Below are 18,338 nucleotides of genomic sequence, written 5' to 3'. Positions count from 1 at the left end.
GTCGGTGCGGACAACGGGCCGGTACGAATGTTTCGAGCTGTACTTCGAATGTTCCGGGAACCTATGGCGTCGCAATAGGTTCGTCAAGAGGTCGCGTGGCGATACGATCGCCGCCATGACACCCTCGGAGCCCGCGGAAACGCGGACAGAAGCGCGGCCGACGCAGACCGCGACGCTCGCGGAGATCGCCCGTGAGGCCGGCGTATCGGCACCGACTGTTTCGAAGGTCCTCAACGGCCGCGCCGATGTCGCCCCGGCGACCCGCACCCGCGTCGAGGATCTGCTCCGCGCCCACGGCTACCGCCGCCGCCGCGCCGAGGCGACCCGCTCCCCGCTGATCGACCTGGTCTTCCACGAACTGGAGAGCGCCTGGGCGATGGAGGTCATCCGGGGCGTGGAGGACGTGGCGCGCGACGCCGGGCTGAGTGTCGTGCTGAGCGAGAGCGCCGGACGGCTCACACCCGGCCGGACCTGGGCCGACCAGGTCGCGGCCCGCCGCCCGCACGGTGTCGTGCTGGTCCTGTCCGGGCTCGACGAGTCCCAGCGGGCGCTGCTGACCAGCCGGTCCATCCCGTTCGTGGTGATGGACCCGGCCGGCGACCCGGGCGCCGACGTGCCGTCCATCGGGGCCACCAACTGGCAGGGCGGCCTCGCCGCGACCCGGCACCTGGTCGAGCTGGGGCACCGGCGGATCGGGGCGATCAGCGGGCCGCCGCAGATGATGTGCAGCCGCGCCCGGATCGACGGCTACCGGGCCGCGCTGGAGACGGCCGGGCTGCCGGTCGACCAGCAGCTGATCAAGACCGGCGACTTCCATCACGAGACCGGCTACCGGCTCGGCCGCGAACTCCTCGACCGCCCCGACCGGCCCACCGCCGTCTTCGCGGGCAACGATCTCCAGGCGCTCGGCTTCTACGAGGCCGCCCGCGAGCTGGGTCTGCGCATCCCCGAGGACGTGAGCGTGGTCGGCTTCGACGATCTGCCGGTGGCCCGCTGGGTGGGCCCGCCGCTGACGACCGTACGGCAGCCGCTCACGGAGATGGCCGAGGCGGCGGCCCGGCTGGTGCTGGAGCTGGGGCGTTCGACGTCCCGGGAGACGCCGACGGCGACGCGGGTGGAGCTGGCGACGAGCCTGGTGGTGCGGGCCAGTACCGGGGCGCCGCCGGCCCGGTAGGAACGGGGGTGGCCGGAAGTTGACGTATTGACGGGTGTGGCGGACGCCCCCACACTCCTCCGAAGTCAATCGGTTGCACGACCGAAACTTTCGGAGGCACCCGCAATGAGATCCTCCAGCTCGTCGTTCCGTGCACGTCTCGCCGCCCTGCTCGCCGGGGCCGCCACCGTCGGCGCCCTCCTGTCCGGAGTGGCGCACGCCGCCGACACCCCGCTGCGCGAGCTCGGCGCGGCCAAGGGCAAGGTCGTCGGCACGGCGGTCACCGGCTCCAAACTCACCGGGACCTACGGCGACATCGCCGGGGCCCAGTTCGGCTCGCTGACCCCCGGCAACGCCATGAAGTGGGGTTCGGTGGAGCCGACGCAGGGTTCCTTCAACTGGGCGGAGGCCGACCAGATCGTGGCCTTCGCGCAGGCCCACAACCAGCAGGTGCGCGGCCACACCCTGGTCTGGCACAGCCAGAACCCGGGCTGGCTCGCCAACGGCACCTGGACGTCCGCCCAGCTGAGCACCCTGCTCCAGAACCACATCAGCACCGAGGTCGGCCGCTACCGGGGGAAGATCGCCGCCTGGGACGTCGTCAACGAGCCCTTCAACGAGGACGGCACCTACCGCTCGACCCTCTGGTACAACGGCCTCGGCGCGGACTACATCGCGAACGCCCTCACCTGGGCCAGGGCCACCGACCCGGCGGCGAAGCTGTACATCAACGACTACAACGTCGAGGGCGTCAACGCGAAGAGCACCGCGCTCTACAACCTCGTCAAGTCGCTGAAGGAGCGAGGGGTTCCGATCGACGGGGTCGGCCTTCAGGCCCACCTGATCCTCGGTCAGGTTCCCGCCACCCTCCAGCAGAACATCCAGCGCTTCGCCGACCTCGGCGTCGACGTGGCCATCACCGAGCTGGACATCCGGATGACGCTCCCGTCCGACAGCGCCAAGCTGGCCCAGCAGAAGGCCGACTACAAGGCGGTCACCGCGGCCTGCGTCGCGGTGACGCGCTGTGTGAACCTCACCGTGTGGGGCTTCACCGACTCCGACTCCTGGGTGGAGAGCACCTTCCCTGGCCAGGGAGCGGCGACGCCGTACGACGCGAACTACGCGCCGAAACCGGCGTACTACGGCATCGCGGAGGCGCTGGGCGGCACGACGACACCTCCGCCGACCGGCGCGTGCAAGGCGGCCTACGGCGTGGGCAGTCAGTGGAGCAGCGGTTTCACCGGGAACGTGACGATCTCCTGCTCGGGCGCCTCGCTGTCCTCCTGGGAGGTGACCTGGACGTTCGGCGCGGGCCAGCAGATCACCCAGGCCTGGAACGCGGGCTGCACCCAGTCGGGGGCGGCCGTGACGTGCGTGAACGCCTCGTACAACGGGTCGGTCGCGGACGGGAGTTCGGTGAGCTTCGGCTTCAACGCGAACTGGAGCGGCAGCAATCCGGTGCCCACGGTGACGCTGGGCTGAGGAACGTGAGATTTTCACAAGAAGTTCGCCGCGGGGCGGTCGTCCTAACAGTCCGCTCATAATTCGGACTTACGTTCCTGTCCGTGACGCGACACGAGGAGCAGGACGACCCGGGCAGACGGACGGGCCGGCGGTCGACAGTGCTGAAGGCCGCCGGTCTCACCCTGGCCGCCGCCCTGGTGGTGGGCATCGGGACGGCGGGCTGGGCCTACCGGCACCTCGACGACAACATCAAGAGCGTCGACATCGACAACGCGCTCGGCGACAACCGCCCCGCGAAGTCGGTGACGACCCCGGCCCCTTCCGGCTCGGCGACCGCCGCCCCGCTGCCCACCGAGGCAGTGAACATCCTGGTGCTGGGCTCGGACTCGCGCAGCGGCGCGGCGAACCAGGCACTCGGCGGCGGCGACAGCACCGGCGCCCGCTCCGACACCGCGATGGTCGTGCACATCGACGCGGGCCGGACGACGGCCACCGTCGTCAGCATCCCGCGCGACACCCTCGTCACCCGCCCCTCCTGCCCGCTGTCCGGCGGCGGCTCGACGGCGGTGGCGTACGGCGTCATGTTCAACACCGCCTATTCGGTCGGCGGTCCCGTCTGCGCCGTCAAGACGGTCGAGTCGATCACCGACGTCCGTATGGACCACTACATCGAGGTCGACTTCTCGGGCTTCGCGAAGATCGTGGACGCGCTCGGCGGGGTCACGGTCACCACCGTCGAGGACATCGACGACGACGACAGCCACCTGCACCTCGCGGCCGGCACCCATCACCTGAACGGCACCAAGGCGCTCGCCCTGGCCCGTACCCGGCACGGCATAGGCGACGGCAGCGACCTCGGCCGCATAGGCCTTCAGCAGACGCTGGTGAAGGCGCTGCTGGCGCAGATCGCCGCGACCGACCTGCTCACTAGCCCCACCGAGCTGTACCAGGTCGCCGACGCGGTCACCGGCAGCCTCACGACGGACACCGGCCTCGACTCCCTCGGCGAGCTGAAGGAACTCGCCGAGAGCCTGAAGGGCCTCTCGGCCGACCACCTCCAGACGGTCACCATGCCCGTGGTGACGGCCCCCTCCGACCCCAACCGGGTGGTGGCCCAGGAGCCGGCGGCGAGCGAGCTGTGGGCGTCGTTGAAATGAACCGGGGCCTGTCGTCGCGATCACGCGGCGGGACGCGGGGGAGGACCGACCCTGGGCGGTGGGCGGGCCGGCGGCCGGGCTGACGTACGGGAAGCGGGCGCGGGCCGCGGAAGCGGCGGCCGGAAAAGATTTCCCGGAAAAGTCGGGGGAGGGTGTCGATCCGGCCGTTCCCCGTTCGACGAAGGGGTGAGAGGCCGGGAAGGACCCGGCTCACCGCACCGAGGAGTCACCATGCCCCGCTACCTGTCGCTCGTGAAGATCGACGAGGCCACCGCCCCCGCCGAGGGCCCCAGCCCCGAGCTGATGCAGCGGATGGGCGAGCTGATCGAGGAGGTCACCAAGGCCGGCGTCATGCTCGACACCGCCGGGCTCACACCGTCCGCGCAGGGCGTCCGCGCCCACTGGGAGGGCGGGAAGATCTCCCTCACCGACGGGCCCTTCACGGAGTCCAAGGAGGTCGTCGGCGGCTACGCGCTCATGCAGTGCAAGGACATGGCCGAGGCCGTCGAGTGGACGAAGCGGTTCCTGAAGGTGCACGAGGAGCACTGGACGGTGACCTGTGAGGTGCGGGAGATCGCGGAAGGCTGAGCCTTCCTGGCCTGAACGACCGCCGGGGTGTTCGATGGTGGGTTGTGGAACAACAGCCCGCCTCGGACCCCCGCACCGCCTCGGATCCTGCGCCGGACCCCCGCGACCCGCCGGGTTCCCGTACCGCCTCGGATCCGCGCACCGCGATCGAGACCGTCTTCCGCCTCGAATCCCCCCGCGTCATCGCCGCCGTCGCCCGCGTCGTCCGGGACGTCGGCATCGCGGAGGAGCTGGCGCAGGACGCCCTGGTCGCCGCGCTGGAGCAGTGGCCGCGCGACGGGGTACCGGACAACCCGGGCGCCTGGCTCACGGCGGTTGCCCGGAACCGCGCCGTCGACCTGGTCCGCCGCCGGGAGAACTACGCCCGCAAGCTCCAGGAGATCGGCCGCGGCCTGGACCCGACGGCCCTGCCGGAGGAGCCCGCCGACCCCGACGCCATCGACGACGACCTGCTCAGGCTCGTCTTCACGGCCTGCCACCCGGTGCTGTCCGCCGAGGCCCGCATCGCCCTCACCCTGCGCCTGCTCGGCGGTCTGAGCACCCCCGAGATCGCCCGCGCCTTCCTGGTCCCCGAACCGACCGTCGCCCAGCGCATCGTCCGCGCCAAGAAGACCCTGGCCGCCAGGAACATCGCCTTCGAGGTGCCGTACGGACCCGACCGCGAGGCCCGGCTCGGCTCGGTCCTCGACGTCATCTACCTCATCTTCAACGAGGGGTACGCGGCCACCGCGGGCGACGACTGGCTGCGCCCGGCGCTGTGCGAGGACGCGCTGCGGCTGGCCCGGCAGCTCGCGGCCCTGATGCCGAAGGAGCCGGAGGTCCACGGCCTGGTCTCGCTGCTGGAGTTCCAGGCGTCCCGCACGGCCGCCCGCACCGCCCCCGACGGCAGGCCGGTCCTCCTCAAGGACCAGGACCGGCGCCGCTGGAACCGCATGCTCGTCGCCCGCGGCATCGCCGCCCTCGGCCGGGCGGGCGCCGCGTCCTCCGCCGCCGGCCCCGCCCGCGCGGGAGGACACCCGGCCGGCGCTCCCGGCCCGTACGCCCTCCAGGCAGCCGTGGCCGCCTGCCACGCGCACGCCCCCACCTACGAGGACACCGACTGGAAGGCCATCGCCACCCTGTACGGACTGCTGGCCGCCCGGTCGCCGTCCCCGGTCGTCGAGCTCAACCGCGCGGTGGCCGTGTCGATGGCGGACGGCCCGGGACCCGCGCTGGAGATCGTCGACAACCTCGTCGCCGAACCGACCCTGCGCGAGTACCACCTCCTGCCCAGCGTCCGCGGCGACCTGCTGCTGCGGCTGGGCCGGACGGCGGAGGCGCGGGCCGAGTTCGAACGGGCGGCGGAACTGACGGGCAACGAGCGGGAACGGGAGCTGCTGAGGGCGCGGGCCGACGAGTGCCGGCCGGCCTGAGGGTCGCCCCGCCGATTTCGAACACTTGTCGGCCGTAAACCCGTTCCCTTTGTGGCGGGGGAAACCTAGAGTGATCCGGCCGCTGTGCAACGACTGTGCGGCCACGGGAAACGGCGACGGGGGACGACGCCGACCCGGCCCACACGCGGCTCCGACGACATCATTGATCCCCGGGGGTCGACAACTTGAGACTGTTCACGCGCCGCCGTGCCGCGGCGCTCGCCACCGTGGCGGCGCTCGCCGCCGCGGGCACCCTGGCCGCCGTACCCGGCGCCGTCGCCGACGACGCCGGGCCCTGGCCGGGCACCGAGGGCAAGATCCTCAACGATGGCGGGTTGCTCGTCGACCCCGTCACCGGCACGACCACCACGATCCCCAACGTGGGGAGTTACGCCACCTGGGCGCCGGACGGAAGCCGCGTGCTCAGCGTGTCCGGCCAGATCTCCAGCGTGCTGCCCAACGGCACCAAGAGGATCACCCTGCCGTGGGCGCAGGGCCTGCGCTCCAGCGCCCCCTATGAGGACCTGACCTTCTGGAACGGCGGCCGGTACGTCGTCTTCGCCAGCGGCGGCCAGCTCGCGTACGGCCCCTCCGACGCCTCGTGGGCGCCCGGCCCGCTGCTGCCGGCGAACCTGGAGCCGGCCACGGTCTGCGACTCCGAACCGAGCGTGAACGTCACGGGCCTCGTCGCGTTCGAGCGCCGCGCGGGCGGCTGCGACGCCGCCGCCGGTGTGTACGTCTTCGACGCCGCCGCGAAGACGGTCAAGCTCGCCCTGGCCGACGCCGAGCAGCCCGCCTGGTCGCCGGACGGCACCAAGCTGGCGTTCGTCCGCAAGGACACCGACGGCAACCCCCAGATCTTCACGGCGAACGCCGACGGCACCGACGTCAAGCAGCTCACCACCGGCCCGCGCCGGTACGCCGCCCCGTCCTGGTCGCCCACCGGCAAGCGGATCCTGTTCGACGCCCACACCTCGCCGAACAGCGACGACGTGCACACCGTCGAGTACGTCGACACGGCGACCGGCGAGCTGACCCCGGTCACCGGCGCGGCGCAGAGCTCCCACGTCGGGAACCCCAGCTGGCAGCCGCTGCGCAAGAACGGCACCGCGCGGGTCTGGGGCGCCACCCAGTACCTCACCGCCACCGCCTCCTCGCGCTGGACCTGGAACACCGTCGGCCAGAGCGAGCCCGGCCTGATGGACGCCAAGTCCGCGGTGCTGGTCAACCAGGACGACCCGGCGTACGTCGTCACCGCCCCCGCCCTGGCAGGCCGGAAGGAGGGCCCGGTGCTGATGACCCAGAAGACCGGGCTGTCCTCGACGACCAGGAACGAGCTGAAGCGGATGCTGAAGCCGGGCAAGCCCGTGTACCTGGTCGGCAGCACGTCCGTCCTCGACAACACGGTCCTCAGCCAGGTGAAGGCGCTCGGCTACGTCCCCGTGCGGCTGACCGGCGCGGACCGCTACGCGACCTCGGTGATGGTGACCAGGACGATCACCTCCGCCCCGAAGTACGTCTTCCTGGCCGGCGGCACCGAGTACCGCGCGGCCCTCTCGGCGGCGGCCGCGGCCGGCTCCGACGGTGCCGCCAGCGCGGGCGGTGTCGTGCTCACCAACGGCACCAAGCTGACCGCGTCGGTGCAGGCGTACCTCAACAGCCTGAACCCCGACAACACGATGATCATCACGGTCGGTTCGGCGGCGAAGTACGCGCTGACCCACTCGAACTTCTCGCACTGGCCGTCGACGTACTCGTACTACCCGATCTCGGGCACCACGGACCCGTCGATCTCGGTGGCCATCGCCCTGTTCTGGTGGTCCGCGCCGAGCCAGACCGCCCTCGCCTACTCCGGCGCCTGGCGCGAAGGCGTGTCGGCGGCCTCGGCGATGAACGTCTTCGGGCCGCTCCTGTGGACCACCAGCGCCGCCGCCCCGTCGCCCGAGCTGACCAGCTACTTCCAGCGCGAGGCGGCCAGCGTCAACTTCACGGCCGCCTTCGGCGTCAACAGCTCGATCTCCCCGGCCGCGCTGAACACCGTGGGCGCCACGATGGGCCCGGGCAGCGCCTACGTCGACTACCACGGGTACTTCAACGGCGTCATCCCGCCGAGCACGTCGGCGAGCGCCTTCGCCGCGCGCACCGACGGCGCCGCCGAGGTCACCACCGTGCAGCGCCCCGGCCCGGTCGGCGCCCAGCCGAACGCGGCCTCGCTCAGGACGCTCCACCGGCAGTAACGACCGGCCCGGCGGGGGCGCCGACGAGCATCGTCGGCGCCCCCGCCACCCGGGTCAGGAACACGGTCGCCGAGTGCGGCCCCTGGCCCTTGGGCAGCACCTTCCTGCGCAGCTCCTCCGGCTCCACCGCCGACCCGCGCTTCTTCACGGTGAGGATCCCGACCCCCCGCTCCCGCAACAGCGCCTTCAGCTTCTTCACGTTGAAGGGGAGCCGGTCGGTGATCTCGTAGGCGGTGGCGTACGGGGTGGGGCGCAGCCCGTCGGCGGTGACGTAGGCGATGGTCTCGTCGATCAACCCGCCGTCGAGCTCCCGGGCCACGTCCGCCACCAGATGGGCCCGGATGACGGCGCCGTCGGGCTCGTACAGATACCGCCCGACCGGCCTGACGTCCGGGTCGGGCAGCCCGGCGCCGAGCAGGGTCCGCGGCCCGGGGAGCAGGGTGGCCCGCACGGCCCCCGGCTCGGTGCCGAACCACAGCACGGCCTCCTTCACGTCCCCGCCGTCCGAGATCCACTCGGCCTCGGCCTCGGCCGGGATCGCCTCGTGCGGCACGCCGGGCGCGATCTTCAGGGCGGCGCGCGGCGCGGCGAGGGCCGCGCCGACCGCCCACGACAGCGGAGGCGAGTACGCCTCGGGGTCGAAGATGCGCCCGCGGCCGCCCCGGCGCGCCGGATCGACGAAGACGGCGTCATAGCCGCCGGTGTCCACCTCGGTGACGTCCGCCTCCCGCACCTCGATCAGCCCGCTCAGACCCAGCGCGTCGGCGTTCGCGCGGGCCACCTCCGCCGTGACCGGGTCCCGGTCCACGGCCAGCACCCGGATGCCGGCCCGGGCGAGCGCGATCGCGTCCCCGCCGATGCCGCAGCACAGGTCGGCGACCGACGTCACGCCGAGCGCCTTCATCCGCTCGGCCCGATGCCCGGCGACGCTCGCCCGCGTCGACTGCTCCACCCCGTTCGGCGTGAAGAACATCCGCTCGGCGTCCTCGGCCCCGAACTTCGCCGCCGCCCGCTGCCGCAGCCGGGCCTGGCCGAGCGCCGCGGACACCAGATCGGCGGGGTGTTCGCGGCGCAGCCGGGTGGCGACGGCGAGTTCGTCGGCGGGGGCGGTGCCACGCACCAGGTCGAGGAGGGCACGGCCCTCGGCGGTGAGGAGGGGAGCGAGGTCGTTCACCCCCTCATTGTCGGCCAGCCGCCCGCCACGCCGGTCACCGCCCGCCCGCCTCGACCCCCGCCTGCCCCGGTCACCGCCCGCCGCTGCCGGTCCCCTTGGGCCAGTCGGTGGACGGTGGGTCCGCGGTGGCGGTGTCGGACGGGGTTCCGGGGCGGTGGCTGGGAGGATCCGGCGCCATGGGACCTGTCGTACAAAATGATGACAAGCGCGGCTGTTCTCGGGAGTCGCGCCGGCGCGGGCCCGGCCACGGGCGCGCGGGCGTCCGGAGCCTGATCGCCGTCCTCGCGCTGGCCACCATCGCCTCGGGCTGCGCGGGAGGCGGGGCGGGCGCCGACCGCGCCGCCCGCCCCGCGCCCGGCCAGCAGCCCGAGAAGGCGGGGCCGCCCCCCGCGGCGCCGCCCGCCCTCGCCCTGCACTCGTACGCCACCAGGCTCCGCGCCGCACACCGGGCCCGGGTCGCCGCGGCCAGGCGCTGGGGCCTGAAGACGGTCCCGCTGACACCCCCGGCACCGCCCGAGCACAAGCCGGAGATCACCACCCGCAAGGGCTTCGAGGTCGACGACCACGAGGAACTCGGCCTCCCGCCGGTCTTCACCACGATCCCGACCGAGGACCGGGTCGTCTTCCTCACCATCGACGACGGCGCCGAGAAGGACCCGGCGTTCCTGCGCATGATGAGCGAACTGAAGATCCCGTACACCGCCTTCCTCAGCGACTACCTCGTCAAGGACGACTACGGCTACTTCAAGAAGATGCAGGACCGGGGCGTGACACTGAACAACCACACCCTGCACCACCCCTACCTGCCCGCCCTTTCCTACGCCCACCAGAAGCGCGAGATCTGCGGCATGCAGCACGTGATCGAGAAGCGCTACGGCAAACGCCCCGCCCTCTTCCGGCCGCCCTACGGCAACTACGACCAGGACACCCTGCGCGCCGCGAAGACCTGCGGGGTGCGCTACGCCCCGCTCTGGGCGGAGGAGGTGTTCGTCGACCACTGGGAGTACCGCGAGTGGGACCAGGACCTCCACCCCGGCGACATCGTCCTGACCCACTTCCGCGGCCGCGGCGACTGGAAGGGCACGATGCCCGACATGGTCCGCCGGTTCCTGAACAAGGTCACGGCGAAGGGGTACGCGGTGGCGCGACTGGAGGACTACCTGTGAGGACGCGGGGGCTGCCGGCCGTGCTGCTGATCCTGACGACCCTCACGACACTGGCGACCCTGGCGGGCTGCGCCCAGTCCGTAGACCCCATCGAACGGCTCGGCAAGAAGGCCGCGGCCCGGGTCCGCCCGCACGACCCGGCCGCGCGGGACGCCTACCGCCGCTGGGGTCTGACCGCCCCGCCGGCCCCCGCGCCGCGCCACCCCGCCCGCGTCCTGGCGGGCAGCCCGGGAGCGGCCCTCCCGCCGGTCGTCGACCACGTCCCGACCGCCGACCGGGTCGTCTTCCTCACCTACGACGACGGCGCCGAACGCGACCCCCGGTTCGTCGACATGGTCCGCGAACTGCGTCTCCCGGTGAGCATGTTCCTCACGGATGGCGTAGTGGGCCCGGGGTACGCGCACTTCGCCCGCCTCCAGTCCGTCGGCGCGAGCATCCAGAACCACACCCTGGACCACCCGGCCCTGCGCGGTCTCCCCTACGCCGGCCAGCGCGCCGAGATCTGCGGCCAGCAGGACAAGCTCCGCTCCCGCTTCGGCCTGCGCCCCCGCCTCTTCCGCCCGCCCTACGGCACCTACGACACCACCACCCGACGCGCCGCCGCCGACTGCGGCATCGCGGCCGTCGTCCTGTGGCGCGCCGCGATGGGCCCCACCGGCCTCACCTACACCCACGGCCCGGCCCGTCTGCACCCCGGCGACATCATCGCCGTGGCCCCGGACGAGTCGACGGGCCCGAGCCTGAGGGAACGCACGACGCGACTCCTGCGGCGGGTGCAGGAGCAGGGCCTGACGGTGGGCCGCCTGGAGGACTACGTCTGAGATTTCCCGCCGGGCCCCCGGTACGGGACTCGCGCGGGCGCACCACCGCGAGAGGGCCGTTCGCCCAGGCCGAAATCCGGCCGACGCCCCGCCGTCATTGGCACTCCGCTTGACCGAGTGCTAATCGCGGTCATAGTCTCGGCTCTGGCACTCCCCACTGGAGAGTGCCAACACGCGACGGGCAGGTCCGGCACCCGCGACGACGGATCCACCTGGTCGCCACCTAGACAGTTAGCCCCGTGAGATCTCCGAAGGGGGAGGTCGGATCGTGACGACCACCAGCTCCAAGGTTGCCATCAAGCCGCTCGAGGACCGCATTGTGGTCCAGCCGCTCGACGCCGAGCAGACCACGGCCTCTGGCCTGGTCATCCCGGACACCGCGAAGGAGAAGCCCCAGGAGGGTGCTGTCCTCGCGGTGGGCCCGGGTCGCTTCGAGAACGGCGAGCGCCTGCCGCTCGACGTCAAGGTCGGCGACGTAGTCCTGTACAGCAAGTACGGCGGCACCGAGGTGAAGTACAACGGCGAGGAGTACCTCGTCCTCTCGGCTCGCGACGTGCTCGCGATCATCGAGAAGTAATTCACCCAGTTTTGCAGTGAACTGCGCTCCTGGCCCCGCGACTTTGTGAAGCCGGGTGCTGGGGGCGCAGTTCGTTTCTCCCACGTTTTCCGAGAGGGCTGAACCGCTCCCATGGCGAAGATCCTGAAGTTCGACGAGGACGCCCGTCGCGCCCTCGAGCGCGGCGTCAACAAGCTTGCCGACACGGTCAAGGTGACGATCGGCCCCAAGGGCCGCAACGTCGTCATCGACAAGAAGTTCGGCGCCCCCACCATCACCAACGACGGTGTCACGATCGCCCGTGAGGTCGAGCTCGACGACCCGTACGAGAACCTCGGTGCCCAGCTGGTGAAGGAGGTGGCGACCAAGACCAACGACATCGCGGGTGACGGTACGACCACCGCCACCGTGCTCGCCCAGGCGCTCGTACGCGAGGGTCTCAAGAACGTCGCCGCGGGTGCTTCCCCGGCCGCCCTGAAGAAGGGCATCGACGCCGCCGTCAAGGCCATCTCCGACGATCTGCTGGCCACCGCCCGCCCGATCGACGAGAAGTCCGACATCGCCGCCGTCGCCGCGCTGTCCGCCCAGGACCAGCAGGTCGGCGAGCTCATCGCCGAGGCGATGGACAAGGTCGGCAAGGACGGTGTCATCACCGTCGAGGAGTCCAACACCTTCGGTCTGGAGCTCGACTTCACCGAGGGCATGGCCTTCGACAAGGGCTACCTGTCGCCGTACTTCGTGACGGACCAGGAGCGCATGGAGGCCGTCCTCGAGGACCCCTACATCCTCATCAACCAGGGCAAGATCTCCTCCATCGCCGACCTGCTGCCGCTGCTGGAGAAGGTCATCCAGACCAACTCCTCCCGCCCGCTGCTGATCATCGCCGAGGACCTCGAGGGCGAGGCGCTCTCCACCCTCGTCGTCAACAAGATCCGCGGCACCTTCAACGCGGTCGCCGTGAAGGCCCCCGGCTTCGGTGACCGTCGCAAGGCGATGCTCCAGGACCTGGCCGTCCTCACCGGCGCCACAGTCATCTCCGAAGAGGTCGGCCTCAAGCTCGACCAGGTCGGCGTCGACGTGCTCGGCTCCGCCCGCCGCGTCACCGTCACCAAGGACGACACCACGGTCGTCGACGGTGCCGGCGACTCCGCCGAGGTCCAGGGCCGCGTCGGCCAGATCAAGGCCGAGATCGAGAACACCGACTCCGACTGGGACCGCGAGAAGCTCCAGGAGCGCCTCGCGAAGCTGGCCGGCGGCGTGTGCGTCATCAAGGTCGGCGCCGCCACCGAGGTGGAGCTGAAGGAGAAGAAGCACCGTCTCGAGGACGCCATCTCCGCGACCCGCGCCGCGGTCGAGGAGGGCATCGTCTCCGGTGGTGGCTCCGCGCTCGTCCACGCCGCCAAGGTGCTGGAAGGCGGCCTCGGCAAGACCGGCGACGAGGCGACCGGTGTCGCCGTCGTCCGCCGCGCCGTCGTCGAGCCGCTGCGCTGGATCGCCGAGAACGCGGGCCTCGAGGGTTACGTCATCACCTCCAAGGTCGCCGAGCTCGACAAGGGCCAGGGCTTCAACGCCGCGACCGGCGAGTACGGCGACCTGGTCAAGGCCGGCGTCATCGACCCGGTCAAGGTCACCCGCTCCGCCCTGGAGAACGCCGCCTCCATCGCCTCCCTCCTCCTGACGACCGAGACCCTGGTCGTCGAGAAGAAGGAAGAGGAAGAGCCGGCCGCCGCGGGCGGTCACGGCCACGGCCACTCCCACTGACGCGACGCGCCGGTACCCCGACCCGGGCCGATAACCACTGACCCAGGTCGCAAGCACGGCAGAGGCCCGGCACCCCACCTCCATGGGGTGCCGGGCCTCTGCCGTGCAGCGGGAGCCCGGACCCACACCCTCCGTCGCTCGGTACGCCACACCACGGACCGGACGGACCTCGGCTTCGGGCTACGTCAGAGTCGTCTCGGCATCTGTCACCACGCCTTGCCGCACGTGTGACATCGCGGCGTGAGTTGGGCCGTTCGGGTCGTCCGCATCCTATGATCCGTCGCGTGTCGGTGAATTCAGCAGAGCACCACTACGCCCACGCCGCCCTTCGGCATTACAACGACGGCGTTTTCCTCCACGACAGCGCACGGCTGCCCAATGCCGATTATCACTACGGCTTCGCGGTCGAGTGTGCTCTCAAGAGTTTGCTGCTCCGCTTCACCCCCGCGACGATGGACCCCAAAAAGCCTGGAGGCCTGCCGTCGAAGTCGCCCTGGGTCAAGGACCCGGCGACGGGGAAGGCGTCGCACTCCTACAGCCACCTGCCGTGGGTGGCCACCGATGTGGCGCTCCTGACGCACGGTAGGTCGGCGACCCGCCTGTCCGCCGCACTCGGAGGGCTGACCGCCTTCAACACATGGTCGGTCGACGACCGCTACCGCGACGGCAGCAATGTCGCCGAAGGGGAGGTGCAACGGCGGCGTACGGTGGCCGAGGACATACTTCGCCTGCACGAACAGGCACTCATCACAGGAAGGTTGCCGTGACCCTCGCCCCCGAACCGGTCGACGGACCGGTCCGTTTCGCCGAGGCGCGCCCACGAGCCTTGGCACTGGCTCACGAGATGGCGGCCGCGGGTGTGGATGTCCTGGCGGTACGGGATGTCCTGGGGCGCTTCACTCTCGTCCTGGACGACCGTGCGCAGCCCCTCCCGTCGTCTCTGGAGGAGGTTGAGGCTGTCTATGGCCTGCGTCTCGGTCAGGAGCTCGGTCGGTACGCCGCGGACCGGCCGCTGATGAGGGCGTCGGGACTGTTCTCGGCCGATGGACTGCTGGGCTCCGAGCGAGCCGTCAAGGACCCGAGCCGGCCTGCCGGGCGGGTCCGGATCCTTGACAACACCGTGGTCGGTGAGGACTGGGCGCAGGTGTCCACCCCCGCTCCCGAAGCGGACGGTTCCCGTACTCACCGCACCGCGCTCTACGGATTCAAGGGCGGGGTGGGACGCAGTACGGCGACCGCCGTCCTGGCCCGACACCTGGCCGACCAGGGGCACATCGTCCTCGTCGTAGACCTGGACCTGGAGTCGCCGGGCGTGGGTCCTCTGGTCGCCGAAGGCGCGGACCTGCCCACCCACGGCATCATCGACCAGCTCGTCGAGTCGGCCGTGGGCAACGCGGAGGGCCTGGACCACGTTATCCGCACCGGGTACATGCCCCGTGGGGGCAGGGGCGAGCTCTGGGTGGCACCTGCCCGCGGTCGAGGTACGCCGGGCGTCTCGTATGCCTATGTGGACAAACTGAACCGGGCGTACGCGGACGTCCCCGGCGCAGACTTCGCCCAGCGCCTGCACCAGGCCGTACGCGCCTGTGAGGAGGCAGTGGCCCGGGACGGCGAAAGCGGTCGGCGTCCCGATGTCGTCCTCCTCGACAGCCGCGCCGGCATCCATGACATCGCAGCGGTCGCCATCTCCCGCCTGTGTGATCTGGCGCTCCTGTTCGGCACGGACAACGCGCAGACCTGGGAGGGATACGGCGACCTCTTCGCGGCCTGGCTCTCCTCGGGGCAGGCACCGGCGATCCGGGAGAAGCTGCGCATGGTGGCCTCCATGGTCCCGGATTCCCCCCTACGACCCCAGAACGCCTATCTGGAGTCATTCCGTGAGCACGCCTGGGAGTGCTTCGCGCTGCTCTACGACGACGACGTCGTGGATCCCGAGACGAACGAACTGGACCCCCAGGCCTTCTCCCCCTTCCTCGAAGACGAGGCGGCTCCGCACCACCCCATTCCGATCCTGTTCGAGCCGGGACTGGTGGGCCTGGATGCCGTCGCCGCTCCAGGCTGGCAGGACCGTGCCTTCGTACAGGCGGCGTACCGGGACTTCCTGCCGACCGCTACGCTCCTGATCACCTCAGACCCGCAGAGCAGCGAAGGACCGCGATGAGCACCGCACTGGGCGTCGAGGAGTACCGATCTCTCCTGGCCGCCGCCCTCCCTGAGGCCACGGACGCCGATACGGCCGAGCCGAACGTTCGTAGCCTGTTCACCCTGGACACCCACCGGGCGGCTCTCTACGTCGACAGCACGGTGGTCCGTGGTGGCCGCGGGGTCGGCAAGACATTCTGGTACCGCTCGTTGCTCGACCCGGCCCTGCGCGAGATCGCTGCCCAGGAGTACGGCATTGAACGCCTACGCCGCGTCACTGTGGCACGTGGTTACGGGGCAGCCCTGGAGCCCGACCTTTATCCCGGGCCGGGCAATCTCCGTCAGTTGGTGGAGGAGGGAATCCGGCCCTACGACCTGTGGTACGCCGTGCTGTTGACCGCCTTCGGCCAGCAGGAGCTGCGGGAGCTTTCCGAGTGGCGGGACAGGGCCGCCTGGGTGCGGAGCAACCCCGGTGCGGCCGAGCGCACGGTACAACGGGTCGACCGTGAGGCGCAGGACAAGCGCGTGACCCACCTGGTCCTCTTCGACGCCCTGGAGCACTTGCATCGGGTCCGCTCGCAGGCCGACCGGCTCGTGAGCGGCATTTTGGAACTGGCACTCGCCATGCGCCTGGGGACCCGCAACATCCGGTTCAAGGTGTTCATCCGCCCCGACATGTACGACGGCGCCCTGCTGCACTTTCCCGACGCCTCCAAGCTGACGTCGAACGCGGCGGCCCTGACCTGGTCGCGCGCCAACCTGTACGGGTTGCTCTTTCACACGCTGGGCAATCATGACGGCGAACTCTCGTCACGTTTCCGGCAGCTCACCCGCGGCTGGCAGTCCGAGGCGGACGGTCGGCGCCATGTGCCGCCAGCGCTGCTCAGTGGTGACGAGCAGTTCCAGACAGAACAGTTCACCGCGATCGCCGGTCCCTACATGGGGTCCAACTTCCGTAAAGGACACACCTTCACCTGGCTGCCCAACCATTTGATGGACGGGGTGGAGCAGGTCAGCCCGCGCAGTTTTCTGAGCGCGTTGCAGAAAGCACTGTCGGAGACTCGGGACCAGTACGCCGGGCACGAGTTCGCTCTCCACCACGAAGGTATCCGCCGGGGAGTGCAGACGGCGTCGGAAACCCGGGTAGCCGAGGTCAACGAGGACATGCCGTGGGTGCGGCTCGCTGTCGAGCCGCTGGCCGGTCGCCAGGTGCCGGTCGAAGAGGAGAAGGTCGTGGCTCTATGGGCGGAGTTCCGGCTCGTGGACGCCTTGCGTAAAGAGGCCGAGAGGTACGTGCCCAGCGACCCGCGGGACGACAGTCTGGTCCGGACCGGCCCGCGTCACCCGGAAGATCCGGTCCTGCTTATCCAAGAGCTGATCTCCCTGGGAGTGATGCGCCGCCGCCGTGACGGCCGCATCGACCTTCCGGACGTCTATCGCATCGCCTTCAATGTGGGCCGCAAGGGCGGGGTGCCCAGGGTGGCCGGCTGACGCGGCCCGACAGTGACGCGGGGCCCGCGGACCCGGCACCGTTCGTCGGTTCGTCACCGGCCGGTTCGCCGCAGGCTGGACAGTCCTGTAACGAGAGTGCCACAGGACCCCATACGTCCGGAATTCCGCAGTGATCACCCTCCGTCCTGTGTCACCATCAACCTCCGTTTGTCACAGGAAGGTTGGTCAAATGGCGGGTTGGTCCAACGACCACAAGGTCAAGATCGTCGTCGGGATCCTCGGGGCGGTGGCGGTGATCGTCGCCGCGCTCATCACCGGCTGGATGAAGTCGGACAGCACCAGCGTGGACCAGAAGACCGGCCGAGACGGCACCGTCTGCGTCCAGTCGAAGTGCTAGGCGGTACCGGGACGTCATGCAGGCACGCCGAGGAGTGTTCCGCGGGTTAGCCCTGGTGGCCCTGTTCGTGCTCGCGGTCACGTCGTGCAGGGACACCACGATCAACCAGCAGGCGGGCGGCGACGCCGAGGCCTGTGTGCAGGAGGCCGTCTGTTCCGACGGCGGATCCCCGGACGGGCCGGACCCGTCCGCTGCCGATAATCCCTCCCCACCCGGGTCGGGTGCTTCTTCCGCCGGCCCGGACCAAGGCGGCGACACGACGGACGGGGGCTCCGGCGGGGAGGGCGGCGACGGTTCGACCGGCGACGGTTCGGGCGGCGGCGCCGGTCGGCAGGGCGCCACCGGTTCCGTGGCGGGCGAGGCCGTCCCCGTCAGGGTGGAACTCTCGGGCGGGAACCTGCCCGACGGGCTGCGGGATTCCGTCGACGGCTGCTCGATGGGGGTCTGCACGGACTGGGGCGCCGACGACGTGGTCGTCGGCGGGAAGTCCTTCGACACGGGATTCGCCATCGAGTGCACGATCGCCTGCGGTGAAAACGAACACGGCTTCTTCCAGATGAAGTTGGCCGGCAAGTACGCGAAGCTCGACGCGACCTTCGGGATCGCCGCGGACTCTCCCGGAAGCGACAGGACGGAAACCCTGACGGTGAGCGTGAGCGATCAGGGCACGGGAAAAGTCCTGCACTCGGAGAAACTCGCGTACGGCAGGAGTTACACCCTCACGGGTTTCGACGTCGCCCGGGTCGGTGTGTTGCGCATTTCCTTCGAAGGGGCGATGGGCGGGGCTCATGGGGCCGTGGGGTCTCCGGTTGTCCGCAATTGACGGGGCGGGTGTGATCGAGGCAGGGGAAATGCGAA

Annotated in this window: 16 protein-coding genes; 15 read left to right on the top strand and 1 reads right to left on the bottom strand. The window is 70.7% G+C overall.

Features of this window, described 5'->3' with window-relative positions; translation table 11 throughout:
- Positions 1-115: 115 nt before the first annotated feature.
- From OG440_RS14375 to OG440_RS14350, 6 genes are all read left to right on the top strand, one after another.
- Positions 116-1,174, top strand: coding sequence for a LacI family DNA-binding transcriptional regulator (locus OG440_RS14375; RefSeq protein ID WP_406007244.1), 1,059 nt, complete (start codon positions 116-118; stop codon positions 1,172-1,174).
- 105 nt (positions 1,175-1,279) lie between these two features.
- Positions 1,280-2,635, top strand: coding sequence for an endo-1,4-beta-xylanase (locus tag OG440_RS14370; protein WP_406007243.1), 1,356 nt, complete (start codon positions 1,280-1,282; stop codon positions 2,633-2,635).
- A gap of 83 nt (positions 2,636-2,718) precedes the next feature.
- A complete protein-coding gene (locus tag OG440_RS14365; RefSeq protein WP_406007242.1) occupies positions 2,719-3,774 on the top strand; it encodes an LCP family protein in 1,056 nt (351 codons plus the stop codon).
- Between the two features lie 231 nt (positions 3,775-4,005).
- On the top strand, positions 4,006-4,362 hold the full coding sequence (locus tag OG440_RS14360) for a YciI family protein (RefSeq protein ID WP_327184640.1): 357 nt from the start codon (positions 4,006-4,008) through the stop codon (positions 4,360-4,362).
- Between the two features lie 44 nt (positions 4,363-4,406).
- A complete protein-coding gene (locus OG440_RS14355) occupies positions 4,407-5,774 on the top strand; it encodes an RNA polymerase sigma factor (RefSeq protein ID WP_406007241.1) in 1,368 nt (455 codons plus the stop codon).
- A gap of 185 nt (positions 5,775-5,959) precedes the next feature.
- Positions 5,960-8,011 (top strand): cell wall-binding repeat-containing protein, encoded by a 2,052-nt coding sequence (locus tag OG440_RS14350; protein ID WP_406007240.1) that lies wholly within the window; start codon positions 5,960-5,962, stop codon positions 8,009-8,011.
- Here the strand turns inward: OG440_RS14350 and OG440_RS14345 are convergent.
- On the bottom strand, positions 7,989-9,185 hold the full coding sequence (locus OG440_RS14345) for a THUMP-like domain-containing protein (protein ID WP_406007239.1): 1,197 nt from the start codon (positions 9,183-9,185) through the stop codon (positions 7,989-7,991). The two genes, OG440_RS14350 and OG440_RS14345, sit on opposite strands and share 23 nt — an antisense overlap.
- Positions 9,186-9,361: 176 nt before the next feature.
- On the opposite strand from OG440_RS14345, the gene OG440_RS14340 reads away from it, so the two are divergent.
- The 9 genes from OG440_RS14340 to OG440_RS14300 all read left to right on the top strand — a co-directional run bounded on the left by OG440_RS14340 (position 9,362) and on the right by OG440_RS14300 (position 18,303).
- Complete coding sequence (locus tag OG440_RS14340) at positions 9,362-10,351, top strand: polysaccharide deacetylase family protein (RefSeq protein WP_406007238.1); 990 nt, start codon at positions 9,362-9,364, stop codon at positions 10,349-10,351.
- The gene (locus tag OG440_RS14335) at positions 10,348-11,172 is read left to right on the top strand and encodes a polysaccharide deacetylase family protein (protein ID WP_406007237.1); all 825 of its coding nucleotides are present in this window, start codon (positions 10,348-10,350) and stop codon (positions 11,170-11,172) included. The genes OG440_RS14340 and OG440_RS14335 overlap by 4 nt, the downstream gene beginning before the upstream one ends.
- A 268-nt stretch (positions 11,173-11,440) precedes the next feature.
- The gene (groES, locus tag OG440_RS14330) at positions 11,441-11,749 is read left to right on the top strand and encodes a co-chaperone GroES (protein WP_020132158.1); all 309 of its coding nucleotides are present in this window, start codon (positions 11,441-11,443) and stop codon (positions 11,747-11,749) included.
- Between the two features lie 111 nt (positions 11,750-11,860).
- Positions 11,861-13,489: a chaperonin GroEL gene (gene groL, locus OG440_RS14325; RefSeq protein ID WP_406007236.1), complete on the top strand. Its 1,629-nt coding sequence runs from the start codon at positions 11,861-11,863 to the stop codon at positions 13,487-13,489.
- Between the two features lie 284 nt (positions 13,490-13,773).
- A complete protein-coding gene (locus tag OG440_RS14320; protein ID WP_406007235.1) occupies positions 13,774-14,256 on the top strand; it encodes a hypothetical protein in 483 nt (160 codons plus the stop codon).
- On the top strand, positions 14,253-15,650 hold the full coding sequence (locus OG440_RS14315; protein ID WP_406007234.1) for a KGGVGR-motif variant AAA ATPase: 1,398 nt from the start codon (positions 14,253-14,255) through the stop codon (positions 15,648-15,650). The genes OG440_RS14320 and OG440_RS14315 overlap by 4 nt, the downstream gene beginning before the upstream one ends.
- On the top strand, positions 15,647-17,122 hold the full coding sequence (locus OG440_RS14310) for a hypothetical protein (protein ID WP_406007233.1): 1,476 nt from the start codon (positions 15,647-15,649) through the stop codon (positions 17,120-17,122). The genes OG440_RS14315 and OG440_RS14310 overlap by 4 nt, the downstream gene beginning before the upstream one ends.
- Before the next feature lie 190 nt (positions 17,123-17,312).
- Positions 17,313-17,480, top strand: a complete 168-nt coding sequence (locus OG440_RS14305) for a hypothetical protein (protein WP_406007232.1) — start codon at positions 17,313-17,315, stop codon at positions 17,478-17,480.
- Positions 17,481-17,496: 16 nt separating this feature from the next.
- Positions 17,497-18,303 carry a hypothetical protein gene (locus tag OG440_RS14300; protein ID WP_406007231.1) on the top strand — a complete coding sequence of 269 codons (807 nt, stop codon included), beginning with the start codon at positions 17,497-17,499 and terminating at the stop codon, positions 18,301-18,303.
- Positions 18,304-18,338 lie beyond the last annotated feature (35 nt).

Origin of the sequence: Streptomyces sp. NBC_00637 (genome assembly GCF_045161545.1) — a bacterium.
Lineage (GTDB): Bacteria > Actinomycetota > Actinomycetes > Streptomycetales > Streptomycetaceae > Streptomyces.
This window is presented reverse-complemented; position numbering and strand designations above follow the sequence as displayed.